Origin of the sequence: Peribacillus sp. YIM B13482, from assembly GCF_042787975.1 — a bacterium.
In the GTDB taxonomy this organism is placed as follows: Bacteria; Bacillota; Bacilli; order Bacillales; family DSM-1321; genus Peribacillus; species Peribacillus simplex_A.
On sequence record NZ_JBHZPF010000051.1, the window covers coordinates 18,174 to 35,779 of the forward strand.

Sequence of the window (17,606 nt, forward strand, 5' to 3'; positions counted from 1 at the left end):
TTTCTCACTATACCTAGAAGATATTTCAATATTCTCTCCACGGATCTTTAACATCCTGCGTTCTACCAAGGGCATCATCTCCAATTCCGATAATATTATTTACCCTAAATCAGATAAAACATTCTTGGACACCATACAAGCATTGCATATTCAAAGATTATGGACATTATAACAAAACAAACATACAGGCAGAATTATAAGTGTCTATATTGATTGTTCATGTCATGAATTGATTGGACAATCTAAAGTTCAAGCCACCCCCTATCAGTATAGTAAATGACAAGGGTTATTTCTAATAAACTTTTTTATTTAAGGAATTATAACCACAATAACCTCAACATTTTTTTAGAATATTAAGATAAATTAAGAAACCCACCTACTAACTCTTAATTATAACTGAAAAATTATATTTCTATCACAAAAAATTTATTTGAAATTAAGAGATTAGAGTCGTATGATTAGTAGTATCGGCGGAAAACACATAAATCAAAATAAATAAGTTTAAAGGGGAATTAGATATGGTAGATGTAGCCACAAAACCTGAACATGAAACACTTAATATTTCTGCAAACCAAGAACAATTGGATATCCTAGATCAGCTTTTAAAGCCTGAGGTTCAGGAATCCTTGAACACTTTAGTTGAGCAGTTACCAAAACTGACTGAGTTAGTGAATATTTTAACAAAGTCTTATGATTTCGCTCAATCGGTTGCGACTGATGATGTTTTGAAAAATGATACGGTCAGCGCCATTTCTGAGATCGCTACACCTGTAGTGGGCTCAGTGAAAGGTCTTGCAGCTAATGCCATCGAAGCTAAGGATCGTGCAGAAGCGAATACTGATGTGATCGGTCTTTTTGGTCTGTTAAGAATGATGAAAGATCCGCAAGCACAAAAGCTTTTCCGTTTTGCCCAAGCTTTTCTTGAAGTCTCTTCAGAACGCAAAAACCAAAAATAATTTGATAAACTTTCAATCAGTAAGGACGGGGGATTAACTATGTCAAAACAAATCGTCATCTTAGGTGCGGGTTATGCGGGATTACTATCAGCCTTATCCGTACGTGAATATTACAATAAGGATGAAGTGCAGGTTACAGTGGTGAATCAATTTCCAACGCACCAAATCATCACCGAATTGCACCGTCTTGCAGGCGGATCCATTTCTGAACAAGCTGTTTCGATTCCTTTGGAAAAACTTTTCAAAGGAAAAGATATCGACCTTACCATTTCAAAAGTGGAGTCTTTCTCAGTCGATAAAAAAGAAGTGAAACTTGCGAATGGTTCCACTTTATCTTATGATGCCCTAGTTGTTGCTTTGGGAAGCCAAACAGGATTCTTCGGCATTCCGGGACTTGAGGAAAACAGCATGGTCTTGAAATCCGTAAATGATGCTAACAAAATTTACAAACATATCGAGGATCGCATCCGTGAATATGCACAAACGAATAACGAAGCGGACGCTACAATCGTAATCGGCGGCGGCGGATTGACTGGCGTCGAGTTAATCGGTGAAATCGTGGATCATTTCCCTAAAATCGCCAAAAAGTTCGGAGTGGACTTCAAGGATTTGAAAATCAAGCTTGTGGAAGCTGGTCCAAAAATCCTTCCTGTCCTGCCTGACCACTTAATTGAACGTGCCATGTCCAGCTTGGAAGCACGCGGCGTTGAATTCTTGACAGGTCTGCCTGTAACGGGTGTTAAAGGAAATCAAATCGAATTGAAAGATGGACAAACGATCGAAGCCAATACGCTTGTTTGGACAGGCGGAGTCGCAGCACTTCCTATCGTAGGCGAATCAGGTCTTGAAGTGGATCGCGGCAAAGCAACCGTTAATGAATATTTGCAATCCAAATCCCATAATGACGTATTCGTTGTCGGAGACAGTGCCGTTGCTTTCCCTCCAGAAGGCGGCCGTCCATACGCTCCTACTGCACAAAATGCTTGGCAAATGGGTGAGCTTGTTGGATACAACCTATATGCAGCCTTTGAAGGCAAAAAACTTGAAGAATTTTCACCTGTAAACTCAGGTACACTTGCGAGCCTTGGCCGTAAAGATGCAGTGGCAACCGTTGGGGCCAATAACACTTCCCTTAAAGGTCTGCCGGCTACATTGATGAAAGAAGCAAGTAATATTCGCTATCTATCACACATCAAAGCCCTATTCAGCCTCGCTTATTAATTTTAAGATAAAGCTATCTTGAATTTGAAAGGACCATTCATCATTTTGATGAATGGTCCTTTTTGTAATTAAAGGGCTGCATTTAATAAAATCAAATCTTAACCTGATTGATGCTGAATCTAAGGTGAAATCCCTCAGGCAATTTTGCATTTGTCAAAATCCGGGTTTCTTTTAAGCGTTTATCGTTATAAGAGGAGACTTCCATCAATTCTTCATCCATATAAGCAGGATGAGTCATTATCTCAACGCTTGCCCCATCAATTACCCTCCCCTTCAAGTTTTGAAAGTAATCTTCAACCACCATTTCTCCATAAAAGTCATCCAGGAAAACATCTGTAACGGTTTGAACCTCAGCTAGGTGCATTCCGGCATTACGCACTGGCAATCCGTATTTATCAGACAGATTTTGAATAACCGGTAGAAATGCTGTTATTCCGTGTACATGATGATGGCTATCGAAATGAGTTGGAAACAGACCAAATTCCAAGAATCTTTCGATCTGTGCTGACCACTCCCTCTCCAATTCTCTCAAGGAAATACGAGTAGGGTTCTCATACACCACACCTTGCTTCTTAAAGAAACCAGATTCGTCAACTAAACTCGGCACGTCGTTCAACAGAGGTTTTCCCCATGTTAGCACTAAATGTATACCTACTTTCAACGACGGTGTCTTCTTTGCTAATTCAATCGCATGTTCCGTTGCTTTCGCATTCATCATGATGGTTGTTGAATTGACAATTCCATATTTGTGGCTATCCAAAATCCCATAATTCACCGCTTTAGTTAACCCGAAATCATCTGCATTTACAAGGACTTCAATCATGATAAATTATCCTGCAACTCCTTTTTCCCAAAAAACTGCGGCAGATAATCTTTATGTGCCTCCAGCATTTCGTCTAAGATAAGTTTCGCAACCCGATCACTAGGAACGAGTGGATTAATCGTCATGGCAAGCAACGCAGTATCATAGTCACCTGAGACTGCAGCTTCGATGGCCACCCTTTCAAAGGATTTGATTTGCTGAATTAAACCGCGAACAGCGACTGGAAGCTCTCCTACATTGATTGGCTTAGGACCATCCCTGGTTATCACGCAACTGGTTTCAATCGCAGATCCATAAGGAATGCCTTCAATCGCACCATGATTGATGGTATTTACCGCTTGAATATCACGTTTATCTGTATGCATCGAGCAAATCAACCTTACTGCCGCATCACTGTAGTACGCACCTCCGCGCTCTTCAAGCTGCGGCGGCTTGATAGCCAGATCCTTGTCTTTATATAGCTCGAATAAATCTGTTTCAAGTCTTTGAACGACCTCTGCACGTGTTTCCCCTTTTTCTGCATCCTTCAATTCTTGGGCTAGTACATCTCCCGTTTTATAATAGTAGTTGTGGTATGGACACGGAAATAGGTTTAACGCTCTTAGGAATTCCGGTTCCCAGCCCATTGCATGGATATTCTTCATCGTGACGGCTTTAGCTGGATCTGTAATCAAATGGATGATTTGATCTTTGACACTCTCGCCATCAACGAATACATCCAAGCCGTAAACCATATGGTTCAAGCCAGCAAAGTCGATCCGGACTCTTGATGGCTCTACATCCATTAAATCCGCAACACCTCGTTCCATACCAATCGGAACATTGCAAAGGCCGATGATCTTGGAAATATTACTATGACGCAGAACCGCTTCCGTTACCATTCCTGCAGGATTCGTGAAGTTAATCAGCCATGCTTCCGGACATAATTCCTCCATTTCATGAGCAATATCCAGAATGACGGGAATCGTTCTAAAAGCCTTGAAAAGCCCGCCTGGTCCATTCGTCTCCTGTCCGATCACTCCGTGTTTCAATGGAATCTTTTCATCAAGCGCCCTTGCTGCGAGCTGGCCAACCCGCAGCTGGGTTGTTACATAATCAGCGCCTTTAAGCGCTTTCTGTCTGTCTAGCGTGAGATGGACTTCAATATTCACTCCAGCCTTTTCAATCATCCTTTTTGCCAAGTTCCCGACAATTTCAAGCTTTTCTTTTCCCGCCTCGATGTCCACGAGCCAAATTTCACTCACAGGAAGTTTTTCATGATATTTGATAAAACCTTCGATCAGTTCAGGCGTATAGCTCGAACCTCCGCCAATCGTGACAATCTTCAGACCCTTTCTCATTCAGCAGTCCTCTCTTTCACTACATTTGCATGTAAGAATTCTTCGCGCAGATCGATCATTTCTATTGCAAGATCCTTTACAGTCATCGCTGTCATTAAATGATCTTGAGCATGCACCAGGATAATGGGAAGATCAAATTGGTCCCCGCCCGCCTCTGCATGGATTAATTGAGTTTGGTATTTATGGGCTTGCAGTAATTCCGTTTCGGCCTCGGCGATTTTCAAACGAGCAGAATCAAAATTCTTTTTCTTTGCTTCCTGCATCGCTTCCATTGCAAAGCTTCTCGCATTCCCGCTATATAAAATCAATTGAAAGGATAGCTGGTATAATTCTTCTTTTTCCATTTTCATCACTACTTTCTTAAACGTTTAGCGTTTCTGAATCTTTTGTAAGCTCTGTTCTATTTTTGGTATCCATCTTCACTTGAGCATAAACGAATGGTAAATAAATCGCTGTTGAAATGACTAAGTTGATTGCAGCCAAGACCGCTCCGGACACATGCCCGCCTGTCGCCAGGAATCCACCCACGATCGGAGGGGTAACCCATGGAATCTTAGCGACGATCGGGAAAACCATTCCGCTGCTTACCGCGATATAAGAGATCACCGTTGTAATTACCGGACCGAGAACAAATGGAATGAACCACATTGGATTCAGAACGATAGGCAATCCGAATAGGATAGGTTCGTTAATCTGGAAAACCCCTGGTGCCCCTCCAAGTGCAATCATCTGTTTATAACGTTTCCGGCCGGCAATGATCATTGCGATGATGAGGCCCAATGTTGCACCAGATCCTCCTAAATAAACAAATGCATCCAGGAAAGAACCTGCCAATACCCCATATTGGTCCATGTCCTTGACACCTTTTGCATATAAATCAATATTTTTCACACCCGAACTTTCAAAAAGCGGTGTTGTTATCCCTCCAAGGATATTTGGTCCGTGCAAACCAATCATCCATAATAAATGAACAAGAAATACTAGTAAAATAGCGAATGGCAATGAATCTACTGCACTTTGTAAGGGAGATACAATCACTTTACTCAGCCAGTCATTCAGTACCTGTCCATCCGTAACTTTACGGAATAGCAGTCCGAATACACCAGCGGCAAGAATCGTTGCCATACCCGGCACTAACTTTGCAAAAGAACGGGCTACCGCTGGAGGTACTCCATCAGGCAACTTAATGACTAAATATTTCACTCGGGAAAGTCTCACAAATATTTCGGTTGCTATTAAGGCAACGACTATTCCTGTAAAGAGGGCTGTAGCATTAAAATAGTTCACGCTTACGAAACCCCATGCCCCGCCTGTAACATCCTTATCATCAATGGTTAAAGTGACATTTCCGATTTGAGGTAATAATAAGAAGAAACAGGCCGAGGAAACCAGCATCGCTTCAAAACCATCGTCGCCGTATGATCTTGCTAGTTTATAAGAAATGCCGAATACAGCGAATACCGTCATGAATGCAAAGGTTCCAAACCAAATATCACCGCCTAGCGTATTCCATGCTGGACCGAAAATGGCCTCCATCATTCTTCCGTAAGGCTTGATGACTTGCCCAAGATTATTGAACAGGACGGCAAAAGACCCGATCATTGTAATCGCTATCATTCCAATCAATGCGTCACGAATCGCGAGCAGATGCCGGTTATTTCCTATTTTCACCGCTCCAGGCATAATATACTTATCAATAAAAGTCATCATATCCTTATTCTCCTTTTATTAAAGTAGTGGCTTGTTTTAGTACTTCTTCACCATTACATAGACCATAGAACATTGGATTGATGGTTGCGACCGGAATTCCCTTTTCCTTTCCCGCCTCCTGTAACTTGGAAAGAAGATACCGAACTTGCGGACCTAATAAAATCACATCAGCCTTATCCATTTCATTGTTCACTTCTGTAGAACCAACAGCCCATATATGACACTCCACCCCTTGTTTTTTAGCGCTTTCCTCCATCTTGGTAACTAATAAACTGGTAGACATCCCTGCAGAACAACATAATAAGATATTCATTGAAATTACCCCCCTTTTAACGATTGATTTTTCAGTATTTTCAGTAAAAATAGAACCATAATTTTATAATAAATGATGTTCCTTTGTTTTATCACTCCCCTTGAAAGGTATTTTTGAACTGGGTATTATTACCTCCATATATATATTGTAGTTACAAATCGAAAAAATATCAACACAATTTTTAATTTGTTATTACAAATTTTCGATTTAAAGTTGATTATTGAACTTATCCGATATAATCTATATGTATATATTGGAATGAGTAAAGGAGGCATCACTGTGGAGACCATGAATAAAGAAGCGGCATTGCATTCCATCGTTAAGGAATCGATTATCGATCTCATAAAAAATGGCGAGTATCAAACAAATACAAAATTACCGACTGAAGCTGAGTTTTGTAAAATATACGGAGTAAGCAGGACAACAGTGCGCACGGCCCTACAGCAATTGACAGTCGAAGGCTACATCTACCGTGTTCAAGGTAAAGGGACTTTCGTTTCGGAAAATAAAGTGAAGCAATTTCTTACAAGCACGGTTGAAAAGTTCTCAGAGCAAATCACGATGCAAGGAAAAAATCCTTCTACAAAGGTCATTAGCTTAAAGGTGATTGAAGCAAATGCTACCCTTGCCAAGCTTTTCAAGCAAAATATTGGAGATCCAGTAAACAAACTGGAACGGATTCGTTACGTAAACGATGTCCCCCTTCAATATGAAATTGCCTATCTGCCTTGGTATAAAACACCCGGGCTTAATATCGAAGCCTGTGAAAAGTCACTCTTTACAGTACTTGAAACACAATTCAATTTAAAAGTAAAAAAAACGGTCGAACACTTGGAGTTTTCACTAGCCGACGATTCCATTTCTGACAAATTGGATGTACCCAACGGTTCACCTTGTTTTTCATTAGAAACTTACACATATGAGGTTGATGGATCGGTCATTGAATTTTCTAAAACTCTCTTTAGAGGCGATCGTGCACACTTTGTCATCGAACGGAACTATTGAATGATAATTAAAAGAAGACGGATGCCTATTTCATAAAGGCAGCCCGTTTTTTTGTGTGCTTCTTATTCAGCATTTCGATTTGGGATTGAATATATTTTTTTATATCCGTTCATTTAGAGGCAATTATAACGATTGCCTCTTTTTATTGCGTGTTTGGATTCTTATACCATATTAAAATACTTACAAATCAATTCAACAAATGAGTAAAATTGACAAATATAGAATAATAATCTAACCTAGTAGACTAGAGATATTCTACTACTTAGATCGATATACAACTTTATGCCTATATATTTAATTGCAATCTTGATAAAAGTTACTAGGAAATCTCTTAATAATAAATAATTAGGCAGGTGGATTTTATGTGCGGTTTTGTAGGATGTATTCAAAAATATCCGAAAGCCATAAATTCAAATATGAAAGAAACGATCAAGAAGATGAACACGATCATTACCCATAGGGGTCCGGATGATGAAGGTTATTTTTTTGATGATTTTGTAAATTTTGGATTTAGAAGATTGAGCATAATCGATATAGATAACGGTAACCAACCTCTTTCATATGAAAATGAACGATATTGGATCATTTTTAATGGCGAAATCTACAATTATATTGAACTAAGGAAAGAACTCATTGATAAAGGATATGAGTTCACGACGGATTCTGATACTGAAGTAATATTGGCTCTCTATAGTAGCCAAAAAGAGCAAACCGTCCAGAAACTGCGCGGCATGTTCGCTTTTGTCATTTGGGATAAAGTCGAACAAAAACTATTTGGGGCAAGGGATCACTTTGGAATCAAGCCTTTTTTCTATTGTGAACAAGATAATGTCACATATTTTGCATCAGAAAAAAAGAGTATCTTGACAGCGATGAATGAAGAGTTGGACGTGAATTCATTACAGCATTTTCTCAGCTTCCAATATGTTCCCGAACCATCTACCTTATCCAATAACATTAAAAAGTTATCACCTGGGCATTATTTCACAAAAGAGCCCGGAAAGAAAATGGATATAAAAGAGTTCTGGAAACCTACTTTTCGCCCTTCCAGTATAGAAGATTCAAAAGTCATAAAAGAAATACAAGAAACCTTAATTGACTCGGTGAACGTACATATGAGAAGTGATGTTCCGGTTGGATCTTTTCTATCAGGTGGGATTGATTCATCATTTATCTGCTCCATCGCAAAACAGATTAATCCTAAGATCAAAACCTTTTCTGTAGGGTTCGAAAGAGATGGATACAGTGAAATAAACGTTGCACAGGAGACAGCAGCCGCTTTGAATGTAGAAAATATAAGTTATATCATAAGTCCTGAAGAATTCTTGGCAGAACTTCCAAAGATTATCTGGCATATGGATGACCCTTTAGCAGACCCCGCTGCCGTTCCGCTATATTTTGTCGCACGGGAAGCTAAAAAGCACGTTAAAGTCGCCTTGTCCGGTGAGGGTGCAGATGAATTATTCGGCGGATATAATATATACCGGGAGCCCCATTCCCTGCGCATGTTTTCCCATATACCTGCACCGTTGAACAACGTGTTGAGGACACTTTCCTCTATTTTGCCAGAAGGGGTTAAAGGAAAGAGTTTTATAGAGCGTGGAGTAACACCTTTAGAAGATCGATATATCGGAAACGCAAACATATTCGACGAGAAAGAGAAAAAACTTTTACTAGTGAATTATCTCAATGGTTTAGAAAATGAAAAAGTGACAAGTCCAATCTATTCAAGTTCTTTAGGTTATGATCCTATTACCCAAATGCAAAATATTGATATTCAAACTTGGCTAAAAGGTGATATTTTATTGAAGGCAGATAAAATGTCTATGGCGAATTCTTTAGAGGTGAGAGTTCCATTTTTGGATAAATGCGTATTCAATACGGCTTCAAAACTTAGTATGGATCAAAAAGTAAGAAATGGAACGACCAAATACATGCTTCGAAAAGCTGCCCGCGGGATTGTGCCGGAACATGTATGGAGCAGGAAGAAGCTGGGTTTTCCAGTGCCTATCCGCCATTGGTTAAAGGATGAATTATATGATTGGGCAGTAAAGTTAATCCAGGAGAGCCCAACTGACTATCTTTTTAACAAACCGCAAATTATGAAATTACTTGAAAACCATGTAAATAATAAAACGGACAACAGCCGGAAGCTCTGGACCATTTTGACTTTTATGATTTGGCATCAAATTTATATAGAAAAACAATATGAGCCACGGCCTCAAAAGACTTTACAATATGCTGTAAATTAAGCATCCATTGGCTCGTTTACTCATTTGCACCCAAGCATCAATGTAATAGGCTTGGGTGCTTTTATTTTTACATGATAACAACCAAAAAACGAGGATCCGTTTAAATTAACAATTGGTATATGACGAATTTCTCATAAGGATTAAATTCAGTCAAGCCTGGTAATATCACTTCGCCCTTCAGCTCGAAGGCGGTTTGATTTTCGAGGAAAAAAATATAATCCTGTGACCCATAAAATAAAATCAGTTCGATTTGGCGCGGTTCTTTTTCAAAGGAAAGCAAAATATTATTGATGATTTTCATAAAGATCTGTACTGAGAACGGATTAAAGAAATAAAACCGATTGTCTTTCGAATCAATATCATATTCTTCCGCTAAACAACAGTGGAATTCTATATTGCCATTGTTGTTTTTCCTTTTCTTCTTATAGTTATTCAGATTCCCAATCGCTTCTTTATAGTAGTTTTCATTCATCTCCACGCCAACCACAGATGATTGATATAAGTGATGGATAAAAAAATTCAATCGTCCTTTACCACATCCAAAATCCACAATGCGATCATTTCTTTTTAGTGGGTATTTTTTGAATAAATGTTCTAATGCACTATATGGCGTAGGTTCGTATCGATGGTAATGCAAAGAATCATTGAAAATTTTTTGTTCCCCTTCCGTCTTGATGTTTAGCATCTCATCATAACTTGTTTCTTTCATTGTTATATGCACCTGCTTCATGGTTATTTCAAAAAGGGATTCCTAACTAAAAACTCCAAATAAGGTTGATCTTATCCAGGGTAAAGTTTTGTTATATGAATGTCCAGACAATTAATTGGATTTTGCTTTAGTTACATAATCATTAAAATCAGAGATGCATGGGCTGGCCATATAATGACCGCCTTCAATCTGGATCGTCTGGGGTACATTCTTTATCCCTAACTGATCAATTATCGTTCGGTTTTTACACCTTGCTGTTTTAGCCCTATTGCTTTCCGCTTAATCTCTTCCAAATAATGCACTCTTGTTCCTATAAGAAAAACACCTCCAAATTCGTATTTATTATAAATACGACTCAGGGGGTGTTTTTATCTTGTCTCATTTTCCTACTTCATCATCCCATATGATCCAATCATGAACCTCAAGGATTTCCAAAAATTTCATCAAACGAGGTAAGGCTGGTTCTGCTTCCTCACCAAAATGTTCACTCATCGCTTCAGAAATCTGTTTGACATTGCTTTGGAACTCCATTTGTTTAATGGCAAATGCCCCAAACTTATCAAGCTTGATTTTACGGACTGATGGTTGTTTAAGGAAACGAATCGTAATTCGTTCCACAAAATTGGTCCGTTGAATGACTAAAAAAGTTGCTTCCAAAGATTCTTGTTCCATTGTGACGCGTTTTTCCAAAAGGGGAACCATGGTTAACAGGTTCCTCTTTTTTGATTGGCGTTTACGAAGCATCTTCTTTTTTCCCTTTGCTGGATACGAACCATAGCAATCCAGCTAGAGCAAGGAATAGTAAGAATGGTAGCAAATTGCTGGCTAATTTAGCCGTGGCCGGGACTTGGACACCTGCTGCAATCAATATGGCAATAAGTACACCAATCAATGATTCACCTGCTATTAAACCAGATGCAAATAATACACCCCTATCAACACGTGCTTTAAGCGCTTCTTTCGTTTTCGAAAAGAACTCAACGAAGAAACGAATAAATCCACCGATCATGATTGGGACACTAGTATGAACCGGCAAGTAAATGCCGACTGCAACAACAAGTGAATTCAGACCGAAAAACTCTAATGTGATAGAAATAGCCGCACCGATAAAGATAAGGGTCCAAGGTAGATCTCCCCCAAGAACGCCTTCAGCAAGTATTTTCATAAGTGCCGCTTTAGGTGCAGGTAGTTCTGCAGATCCCATCGTATAAGCGTTGTCCATTAGAACCAGGATAAAACCAATGACAGAAGCAGACGCAACGACACCGATCATCATGGCAACTTGTTGTTTCCATGGTGTTCCGCCCACAATATATCCTGTTTTTAGATCTTGGGAAACATCACCGGAAACCGCAAGAGCAGTACAGATGATCGCAGCAACAGTTAAAGCCGCTACCATTCCATTCGTACCAGTAAAACCAATAGCTTTATAGACAATCGCTACAATCAATAGTGTGGCTATGGTCATCCCGGAAACAGGGGAAGAAGAACTTCCGACGATCCCAACAACCCTTGAAGCCACCGTCACGAATAAAAATCCAAAAAGCGCAATTGCAATCCCACCGATGATTCCTACATCTGTTATTGGTGTGAAAGCAATGATTAAAATAACGATGATCGTTCCCAACCAAACGTACTTAGCCGGGATGTCTTTTTCAGTACGGATCGAACCCGATTTAAGTTGCCCTTTATTGGCTTTTACGCCTTTAAGGGTATCAAAAACTGAACTGAAAAGTATAGGTAATGTTTTGATCAATGTGATCAATCCGCCAGTTGCAACAGCACCAGCTCCAATATAACGTATATAATTATCCCAAATTCCCCATGCATCCAATTCACCGATCGGTACATCAGAAGGGAAAATGGCTGTTCCATTGCTGCTGCCAAAGAAGCTGATTGCCGGTATGAGAACGACCCATGCTAATAGCCCTCCACCTAGCATTTGTCCTGCAACACGCGGTCCAATGATATAACCTACACCCAAAAGGGAAGGAAAGGCATCAAGACCAACCACCGCATTTTTAAAGTTTGTGATTCCTGTTTCAACCTCTGTTTTAAAAAGCTTAAAACCATCACCAAGCCCTTTAACCATACCGCCGATAACCAAACCGGCTCCGATTAATTTGGCACTTGTACCGCCTTCTTCTCCTGACTTCAGAACCTCGGCACATGCCGTACCTTCAGGATATGGTAATGTTTCATGTTCCCTTACAATCAAAAGCTGGCGAAGGGGAACCATCATGAAGACCCCTAAAAACCCCCCAGTTAATACAACGAAAATGATGAATGCTTGACTCACGTCCATGTCCCACATGAATAATGCTGGAATGGTAAATACAGCACCGGCACCAATTGCCTCACCTGCCGTGGTCATCGTTTGCACAATATTGTTTTCTAAAATTGAATCCCTGCGAAAAACCCCTCTTAAGATAGCCATTGAAATTACCGCTGCGGGTATTGAAGCAGAGACAGTTAAACCAATAAGTAGGCCTAAGTATGCATTTGCCGCACCGAATACGATTGCAAGAATGATCCCTAGAATGACTGCCGTTGCAGTTAATTCCGGTAGAGATTTTGATGCAGAGACGTACGGAACGAATTTACTTTCTTTCGAATTGTTCGACAATTTAGCCACTTCCTATGTTAAACTTTAAAATCACAGAGAACATTATATCACTGTAATTTAAAGTCCTGCAATGGGAAAATTTCTCTTACTAAAAGTTTGATTATATCCAAAATTCAGATTAGCAGTTTCGGTTTTAAAGTATATAAAAATAATATTTCTCTAATTACCATTTGGTTTGATTCAATTGCTTTCCATTCAACAGGCTATTATATAATAATTTTTTTCCCTGTGTCCTTTAACGGATATGCAGCATTCATAAACAATCATTAGGAACAATAAGCAATTACCCACTCTGTGATTGAACATTAAAATAAAAACTAACATATCCTGGCAAGATCAAGTCTCCAGAAAAGGAATGATATATTCATGGTCTCCTATATGGACTATACTTCACCATCTACACAATACTTTTTCGATGTTAACAAGAGCACCTTCGTTAAAAAAAACAATCAAAACTATATAAATGTATTAGGTATCAAACAATTGAACACACTCGAAAATGTTTCATTATTAGATATTTACCTTAGTACCGACAATGTCGTAGAACCGCATTATCACCAAAATGCTGCAGAGCTAGTGTACTGCATTTCTGGAGCTGCAACCGTTTCATTACTGAATCCTTTTACAAAACAAATACAGAATTACCCCATTAAACCCGGTCAAGTAGCCAATGTTCCACAAGGTTGGTGGCATTATGAAGTAGCCAATACTGATAACACCCATCTGCTTGCCATTTTTAATGCACCAACACCTGAAGTGATCCTGGGTTCGGATATTTTGAAATTGACGCCTGCAAATATTATGGCGCATACGTATTGTATCGATGAAAACCAATGGAAAAAAGTAATTGCACCGGTTCAACCATCAACATTCATCGGTCCGCCAGCCAACTGCGATCGAGCGGCCGAAAGAGACAGTCAGCAATACCCGCAATATATTAATCACTATGATAACCAAATGTATACTGCCCCGTCATACAACTATCAATTTCAACCTAATCCCCAGTATTATTATTGAAGATAAGTGTTGGACCTGGGGATTTCACGGATTAACCCTGTCATTCATAGAAAACTCTAATAAATTGGAATGAAAAAAAGCAATAGAGAACCCTATTTACATGAGGATCCCCATTGCTTTTAATTGCATAATCGGGTTTTAAAAAAGTTGATTTCATATATTTTCGCTACTTCCACATTCGTAACTTTTATTTATTTGCTTAAAATTACCCATCCAATAAATTCATGACATTTCATTTCCAAATAGCAAATTTTTGTCATTCATGTGGCCACCCAATGGGGTTTATTTTTAAGTCACTTGAATATTAAAAATCCAGCACACACTTGGATAGTTTTTTTCTTTTTCAAATATCATATTCCGAATAGTTTCTTCTATATTAACTCGCAATTTCCAAAACCCTTTAAAACATTATTGGATGGATTTACATAAGAATAAAGGAAAACCCAACATCAAAGTCATTTTTAGTGTTTCAAAAATAATCTATACTTTATACACCCCTTATCTTTAACATAGCCAATCTCTTTTGAAAATGGCTTTGTACTTGAGAAATCAGATTAGCTGTTTCTATTTTTTTTGTTTGTTATTCTAAAAATAGGACTAAGCTTTTCATAAATATAATAATTTTTGTTTTTGAATCTGAAACTCTTCATCCGTTAAAAATCCTTGGATTTTTAACTTTGCTAGTTTTTCTACCTTTTCTACAATATCAATTTCTTTAATTGGAGAAATGGAGTTAAGCATCACTAATACTTGATTTGGTCCTGTGCGTTTCATAACCCTGTATCCATTTTCCGTTGCTGTAGCAACTCCTTCATCATTTGGTTTACAGTAGCCATTTACCTGGGCAGTTCCATCATCCCTAACCAGAAGTTTTCCCACAAGACCAACAGGAACCCATTCAGATCTCTCGAGTCGGGAGTTGCATGGTTGTTCCGGATCCCAATCAGGATTTATTTTCTTTCTCACCTCGGTACATTCTTCTACGATGGTATTCCCTTCATGGTCTGTTACGGCAGGGAGGGTAATATCTTCGAATATCGGTCGATTCCATTCGTCAAGTAAATATTTACTACAAGCCGGATCTTCCGTATCTGCCAGTATCCCTGGATTGGAACTCGTAATTCCTAAAATATAGTCGTCATTCGAATGAGCTTTTCGGATTTTCTCACCATTTAAAGTTACGAAATAACCCACATCAATCGATTGGCCATTTGCGGTTTCAAACATCTCGGCATAATCGCAAGCGCCAGCAGCGGTTATAAATGAAGCAGTAGTTACTGTTCCATCGAAACAAGCATTACCGTCATTTAGGATTTTGGCTACTACACCAGCCGGATCACATTGGGCTACCCCGTTTACGAGATACCATGAATAGGTAAGATCAACAGCTGGATTTGGACCTCCTAGTCGTCCCATTACATGTACACCTTCTAAACCGTTAGCACAAGTTTGAAAACCTTAGGTATGAGAAAGGGTTCCATCTGCTAACGTTCCAGATCCTTGGGCATGGGAGACAATTCCACTGGCAGTTGTACCACTCCCCTCGGCATGGGAAGCAAAACCACTCGCGGTTGTTCCAACACCCTCGGCATGAGAAGCTTCTCCAATGGCAATTGTACTTTGCCCTTCCGCATGGGAGCGGGGCCCAATAGAGTTAGAGCCTTCCCCTTGGGCATGAGAAGAATCCCCACTGGCAATTGTGCTTAATCTTTCGGCATGAGCAGCAAATCCAGTGGCATTTGTACTAACTCCTTCCCCATGTGAACCAATTCCACTTGAAATTGTATTGACCCCTTCTGCATGGGCAGCAGGACCACTAGCAGATGTTCCAAATCCTTCGGCATGAGCAGCACCTCCACTAGCTGAAGTATTTACCCCCTCAGCATGAGAAAAATCTCCCAAAGCTTGCGGACCAGACTGGGATGTAATATCCTGAGTCCCGCCTTCTGCATGAGAGGCAAATCCAGTGGCATTTGTACCAACTCCTTCAGCATGGGAGCTAGGTCCACTTGCTAAGTTAGGTGCTGGATTACCCAATGGATCTACACTGCCTCCTTCCACGTGGGATGCTCTTCCATTAGCAGTATTCCCTTCTCCTTCTGCGTGAGCATTAATACCGCTAATCGTTGTTTGTGTATTCAAACCTTCTGTGTGAGAATTAGCTCCGGCTGATGTTGTATTGCTCCCTTCAGCATGGGAATGGGGTCCACTGGAATTTGTTGCAAAACCTTCTGCATGAGAAGCCACTCCGCTTGCTGTGGTTGCAGTTCCCTCTGCGTGCGCTGTATCAGCAACTGCCAAAGTCTGAAATCCTTCAGCGTGAGCGGCGTTTCCAGCCCCAGTTGTTTCACTACCTTCCGCATGAGAAGTATTTGCACCAGCTGTGGTGAGATACCCCTCTGAATGGGAAGCAACTCCGCTTGCTGTCGTAGTTGATCCCTCTGCATGGGCCGTACCCGCTATTGCATCTGTATTAAACCCTTCTGTGTGGGAAGCGTTCCCCCCTGCAGTTGTTTCACTTCCTTCAGCATGAGAAGCACTCCCGTTTGCAGTTGTATTGATTCCTTCGGCATGAGAAGCATTCCCGTTTGCAGTTGTATTGATCACTTCCGCTTCTGAACAAGTCCCTAACGGATTTTGATTACAACCATTGGCCATCATGATTCTCCATTCTTATTAAAATTTGTTTAAACAAAAACTCCTTTTATTTATGCTTTTACAAAAAAATGGTGTAGACAAGCTACTAGGATAATAACCCTTTCCATTTAATCGAAGAAAGCAAGCTCAAGAGCTTTATCAATCCACATTTTCCGGGAAGCCGAACGTTTCTTTCAATTATTATCGTTATGTTTTAATCGCATCTTACTGGTGAAAAATACAATTAAGTATAACCGTCTTGGATAGTATAAGCAGCCGGAGATGGTTTGGCTGGAGTTTTCGAACCTTTCCAATCAAAAGCATCACTGCGTTATATTCACAACAGGTTTTCCAACTATAACCTGGCATTTCGTTATGGGCTTTCATACTTTCTTATCCCACCTTAACAAGCGCAGCGTAAAGCTCTGCACTTGCAAGAGTAGCCTTCATCCATAGTGTCATATTGGCAATTACCAACAACACAGATTCCCAGCGAGAATTGATTGATTTTACCCACATGAATAGGTCCGGCTTTCAATATCATTTACAAATAAAATCCTATCCTTTATACCATTTCAAAGATTAATTAGATTCTGATTCTTCGTCTCATTTAAATTTAAATTCATAATAAAAAGCCACCCGATGGACAGCTCATCTTAATCCTTGTTTGTTCAAAACTTCTTCTTGCAGGAATGAAGAAGTTTCGATTCCATGATTTACGCCATACACATGCACTATGATGTTGAAGATCGAAGAAAGTCCTAAATTGGTATCAGTAAGTTTAGGGCATTCAAATGTTTCCATAACCTTAGATAAATATAGTCATGTTACCCAGAATATATAAGACTCATCAGCAGAGAACTTTTCATAAGCTAAAAAGAGCCCTTTAGCAATAAATGTGGTCACTTAGTGGTCATTTAATAAGGCTGTTTTCACATACTTTGTTGCTATTTACCAGGTAGTGAGTTGTGGTTGATTTCCCCTCCAGATGCTCGCT

Annotated in this window: 15 protein-coding genes; 5 read left to right on the top strand and 10 right to left on the bottom strand. The window is 39.7% G+C overall.

What is annotated here, in order from left to right; all coding sequences use genetic code 11:
• Nucleotides 1–518: 518 nt before the first annotated feature.
• Together ACFX4L_RS20160 and ACFX4L_RS20165 are read left to right on the top strand one after the other, a co-directional pair.
• Nucleotides 519–956 carry a helical membrane plugin domain-containing protein gene (locus ACFX4L_RS20160; protein ID WP_061462494.1) on the top strand — a complete coding sequence of 146 codons (438 nt, stop codon included), beginning with the start codon at nucleotides 519–521 and terminating at the stop codon, nucleotides 954–956.
• A 39-nt stretch (nucleotides 957–995) separates the two neighbouring features.
• Nucleotides 996–2,177, top strand: a complete 1,182-nt coding sequence (locus ACFX4L_RS20165) for an NAD(P)/FAD-dependent oxidoreductase (protein ID WP_061462493.1) — start codon at nucleotides 996–998, stop codon at nucleotides 2,175–2,177.
• A gap of 91 nt (nucleotides 2,178–2,268) precedes the next feature.
• On the opposite strand, the gene chbG is transcribed toward ACFX4L_RS20165, so the two are convergent.
• Genes chbG through ACFX4L_RS20190 form a run of 5 tightly spaced genes read right to left on the bottom strand, consistent with a single transcriptional unit; the run spans nucleotide 2,269 to nucleotide 6,363 of the window.
• Complete coding sequence (chbG, locus tag ACFX4L_RS20170; RefSeq protein WP_317779179.1) at nucleotides 2,269–3,000, bottom strand: chitin disaccharide deacetylase; 732 nt, start codon at nucleotides 2,998–3,000, stop codon at nucleotides 2,269–2,271.
• Nucleotides 2,997–4,340, bottom strand: coding sequence for a 6-phospho-beta-glucosidase (locus tag ACFX4L_RS20175; RefSeq protein ID WP_377385900.1), 1,344 nt, complete (start codon nucleotides 4,338–4,340; stop codon nucleotides 2,997–2,999). Before ACFX4L_RS20175 ends, chbG begins: the two co-directional genes overlap by 4 nt.
• Entirely contained in the window at nucleotides 4,337–4,684 is a 348-nt protein-coding gene (locus tag ACFX4L_RS20180) for a PTS sugar transporter subunit IIA (protein WP_125163612.1), read from the bottom strand. Before ACFX4L_RS20180 ends, ACFX4L_RS20175 begins: the two co-directional genes overlap by 4 nt.
• A gap of 16 nt (nucleotides 4,685–4,700) precedes the next feature.
• A complete protein-coding gene (locus ACFX4L_RS20185; RefSeq protein WP_377385896.1) occupies nucleotides 4,701–6,050 on the bottom strand; it encodes a PTS sugar transporter subunit IIC in 1,350 nt (449 codons plus the stop codon).
• 4 nt (nucleotides 6,051–6,054) lie between these two features.
• On the bottom strand, nucleotides 6,055–6,363 hold the full coding sequence (locus tag ACFX4L_RS20190; RefSeq protein WP_061462489.1) for a PTS sugar transporter subunit IIB: 309 nt from the start codon (nucleotides 6,361–6,363) through the stop codon (nucleotides 6,055–6,057).
• A gap of 288 nt (nucleotides 6,364–6,651) precedes the next feature.
• Here ACFX4L_RS20190 and ACFX4L_RS20195 point away from each other — a divergent pair, with 288 nt between their 5' ends.
• Together ACFX4L_RS20195 and asnB are read left to right on the top strand one after the other, a co-directional pair.
• On the top strand, nucleotides 6,652–7,368 hold the full coding sequence (locus ACFX4L_RS20195; protein ID WP_061466026.1) for a GntR family transcriptional regulator: 717 nt from the start codon (nucleotides 6,652–6,654) through the stop codon (nucleotides 7,366–7,368).
• 362 nt (nucleotides 7,369–7,730) lie between these two features.
• Nucleotides 7,731–9,620, top strand: a complete 1,890-nt coding sequence (gene asnB, locus ACFX4L_RS20200) for an asparagine synthase (glutamine-hydrolyzing) (RefSeq protein WP_317779168.1) — start codon at nucleotides 7,731–7,733, stop codon at nucleotides 9,618–9,620.
• A gap of 100 nt (nucleotides 9,621–9,720) precedes the next feature.
• Here asnB and ACFX4L_RS20205 read toward each other — a convergent pair whose 3' ends face one another.
• The 3 genes from ACFX4L_RS20205 to ACFX4L_RS20215 form a co-directional block, all read right to left on the bottom strand.
• The gene (locus ACFX4L_RS20205) at nucleotides 9,721–10,329 is read right to left on the bottom strand and encodes a methyltransferase domain-containing protein (protein WP_089364429.1); all 609 of its coding nucleotides are present in this window, start codon (nucleotides 10,327–10,329) and stop codon (nucleotides 9,721–9,723) included.
• 378 nt (nucleotides 10,330–10,707) lie between these two features.
• The gene (locus ACFX4L_RS20210) at nucleotides 10,708–11,073 is read right to left on the bottom strand and encodes a PqqD family protein (RefSeq protein WP_061462486.1); all 366 of its coding nucleotides are present in this window, start codon (nucleotides 11,071–11,073) and stop codon (nucleotides 10,708–10,710) included.
• On the bottom strand, nucleotides 11,063–12,955 hold the full coding sequence (locus tag ACFX4L_RS20215; RefSeq protein ID WP_377385891.1) for an OPT family oligopeptide transporter: 1,893 nt from the start codon (nucleotides 12,953–12,955) through the stop codon (nucleotides 11,063–11,065). Before ACFX4L_RS20215 ends, ACFX4L_RS20210 begins: the two co-directional genes overlap by 11 nt.
• Nucleotides 12,956–13,321: 366 nt before the next feature.
• Between ACFX4L_RS20215 and ACFX4L_RS20220 the strand changes: the two genes are divergently transcribed.
• Nucleotides 13,322–13,972, top strand: coding sequence for a cupin domain-containing protein (locus ACFX4L_RS20220; RefSeq protein ID WP_377406010.1), 651 nt, complete (start codon nucleotides 13,322–13,324; stop codon nucleotides 13,970–13,972).
• Nucleotides 13,973–14,578: 606 nt separating this feature from the next.
• Here the strand turns inward: ACFX4L_RS20220 and ACFX4L_RS20225 are convergent.
• Together ACFX4L_RS20225 and ACFX4L_RS20230 are read right to left on the bottom strand one after the other, a co-directional pair.
• Complete coding sequence (locus ACFX4L_RS20225; RefSeq protein WP_377406012.1) at nucleotides 14,579–15,388, bottom strand: peptidase G2 autoproteolytic cleavage domain-containing protein; 810 nt, start codon at nucleotides 15,386–15,388, stop codon at nucleotides 14,579–14,581.
• Nucleotides 15,389–15,430: 42 nt separating this feature from the next.
• Nucleotides 15,431–16,630 (bottom strand): serine-rich family protein, encoded by a 1,200-nt coding sequence (locus ACFX4L_RS20230; RefSeq protein ID WP_377406014.1) that lies wholly within the window; start codon nucleotides 16,628–16,630, stop codon nucleotides 15,431–15,433.
• Between the last annotated feature and the right edge of the window lie 976 nt (nucleotides 16,631–17,606).

Excerpts from the sequence above, each read along its gene's own strand:
- asnB (WP_317779168.1), top strand. The coding sequence starts at position 7,731 with ATGTGCGGTTTTGTAGGATGTATTCAAAAATATCCGAAAGCCATAAAT.
- ACFX4L_RS20205 (WP_089364429.1), bottom strand. The coding sequence starts at position 10,329 with ATGAAAGAAACAAGTTATGATGAGATGCTAAACATCAAGACGGAAGGG.
- ACFX4L_RS20190 (WP_061462489.1), bottom strand. The coding sequence starts at position 6,363 with ATGAATATCTTATTATGTTGTTCTGCAGGGATGTCTACCAGTTTATTA.
- ACFX4L_RS20210 (WP_061462486.1), bottom strand. The coding sequence starts at position 11,073 with ATGCTTCGTAAACGCCAATCAAAAAAGAGGAACCTGTTAACCATGGTT.
- chbG (WP_317779179.1), bottom strand. The coding sequence starts at position 3,000 with ATGATTGAAGTCCTTGTAAATGCAGATGATTTCGGGTTAACTAAAGCG.
- ACFX4L_RS20180 (WP_125163612.1), bottom strand. The coding sequence starts at position 4,684 with ATGGAAAAAGAAGAATTATACCAGCTATCCTTTCAATTGATTTTATAT.
- ACFX4L_RS20230 (WP_377406014.1), bottom strand. The coding sequence starts at position 16,630 with ATGGCCAATGGTTGTAATCAAAATCCGTTAGGGACTTGTTCAGAAGCG.
- ACFX4L_RS20160 (WP_061462494.1), top strand. The coding sequence starts at position 519 with ATGGTAGATGTAGCCACAAAACCTGAACATGAAACACTTAATATTTCT.
- ACFX4L_RS20225 (WP_377406012.1), bottom strand. The coding sequence starts at position 15,388 with ATGGGACGACTAGGAGGTCCAAATCCAGCTGTTGATCTTACCTATTCA.
- ACFX4L_RS20220 (WP_377406010.1), top strand. The coding sequence starts at position 13,322 with ATGGTCTCCTATATGGACTATACTTCACCATCTACACAATACTTTTTC.
- ACFX4L_RS20185 (WP_377385896.1), bottom strand. The coding sequence starts at position 6,050 with ATGATGACTTTTATTGATAAGTATATTATGCCTGGAGCGGTGAAAATA.
- ACFX4L_RS20175 (WP_377385900.1), bottom strand. The coding sequence starts at position 4,340 with ATGAGAAAGGGTCTGAAGATTGTCACGATTGGCGGAGGTTCGAGCTAT.
- ACFX4L_RS20195 (WP_061466026.1), top strand. The coding sequence starts at position 6,652 with ATGAATAAAGAAGCGGCATTGCATTCCATCGTTAAGGAATCGATTATC.
- ACFX4L_RS20165 (WP_061462493.1), top strand. The coding sequence starts at position 996 with ATGTCAAAACAAATCGTCATCTTAGGTGCGGGTTATGCGGGATTACTA.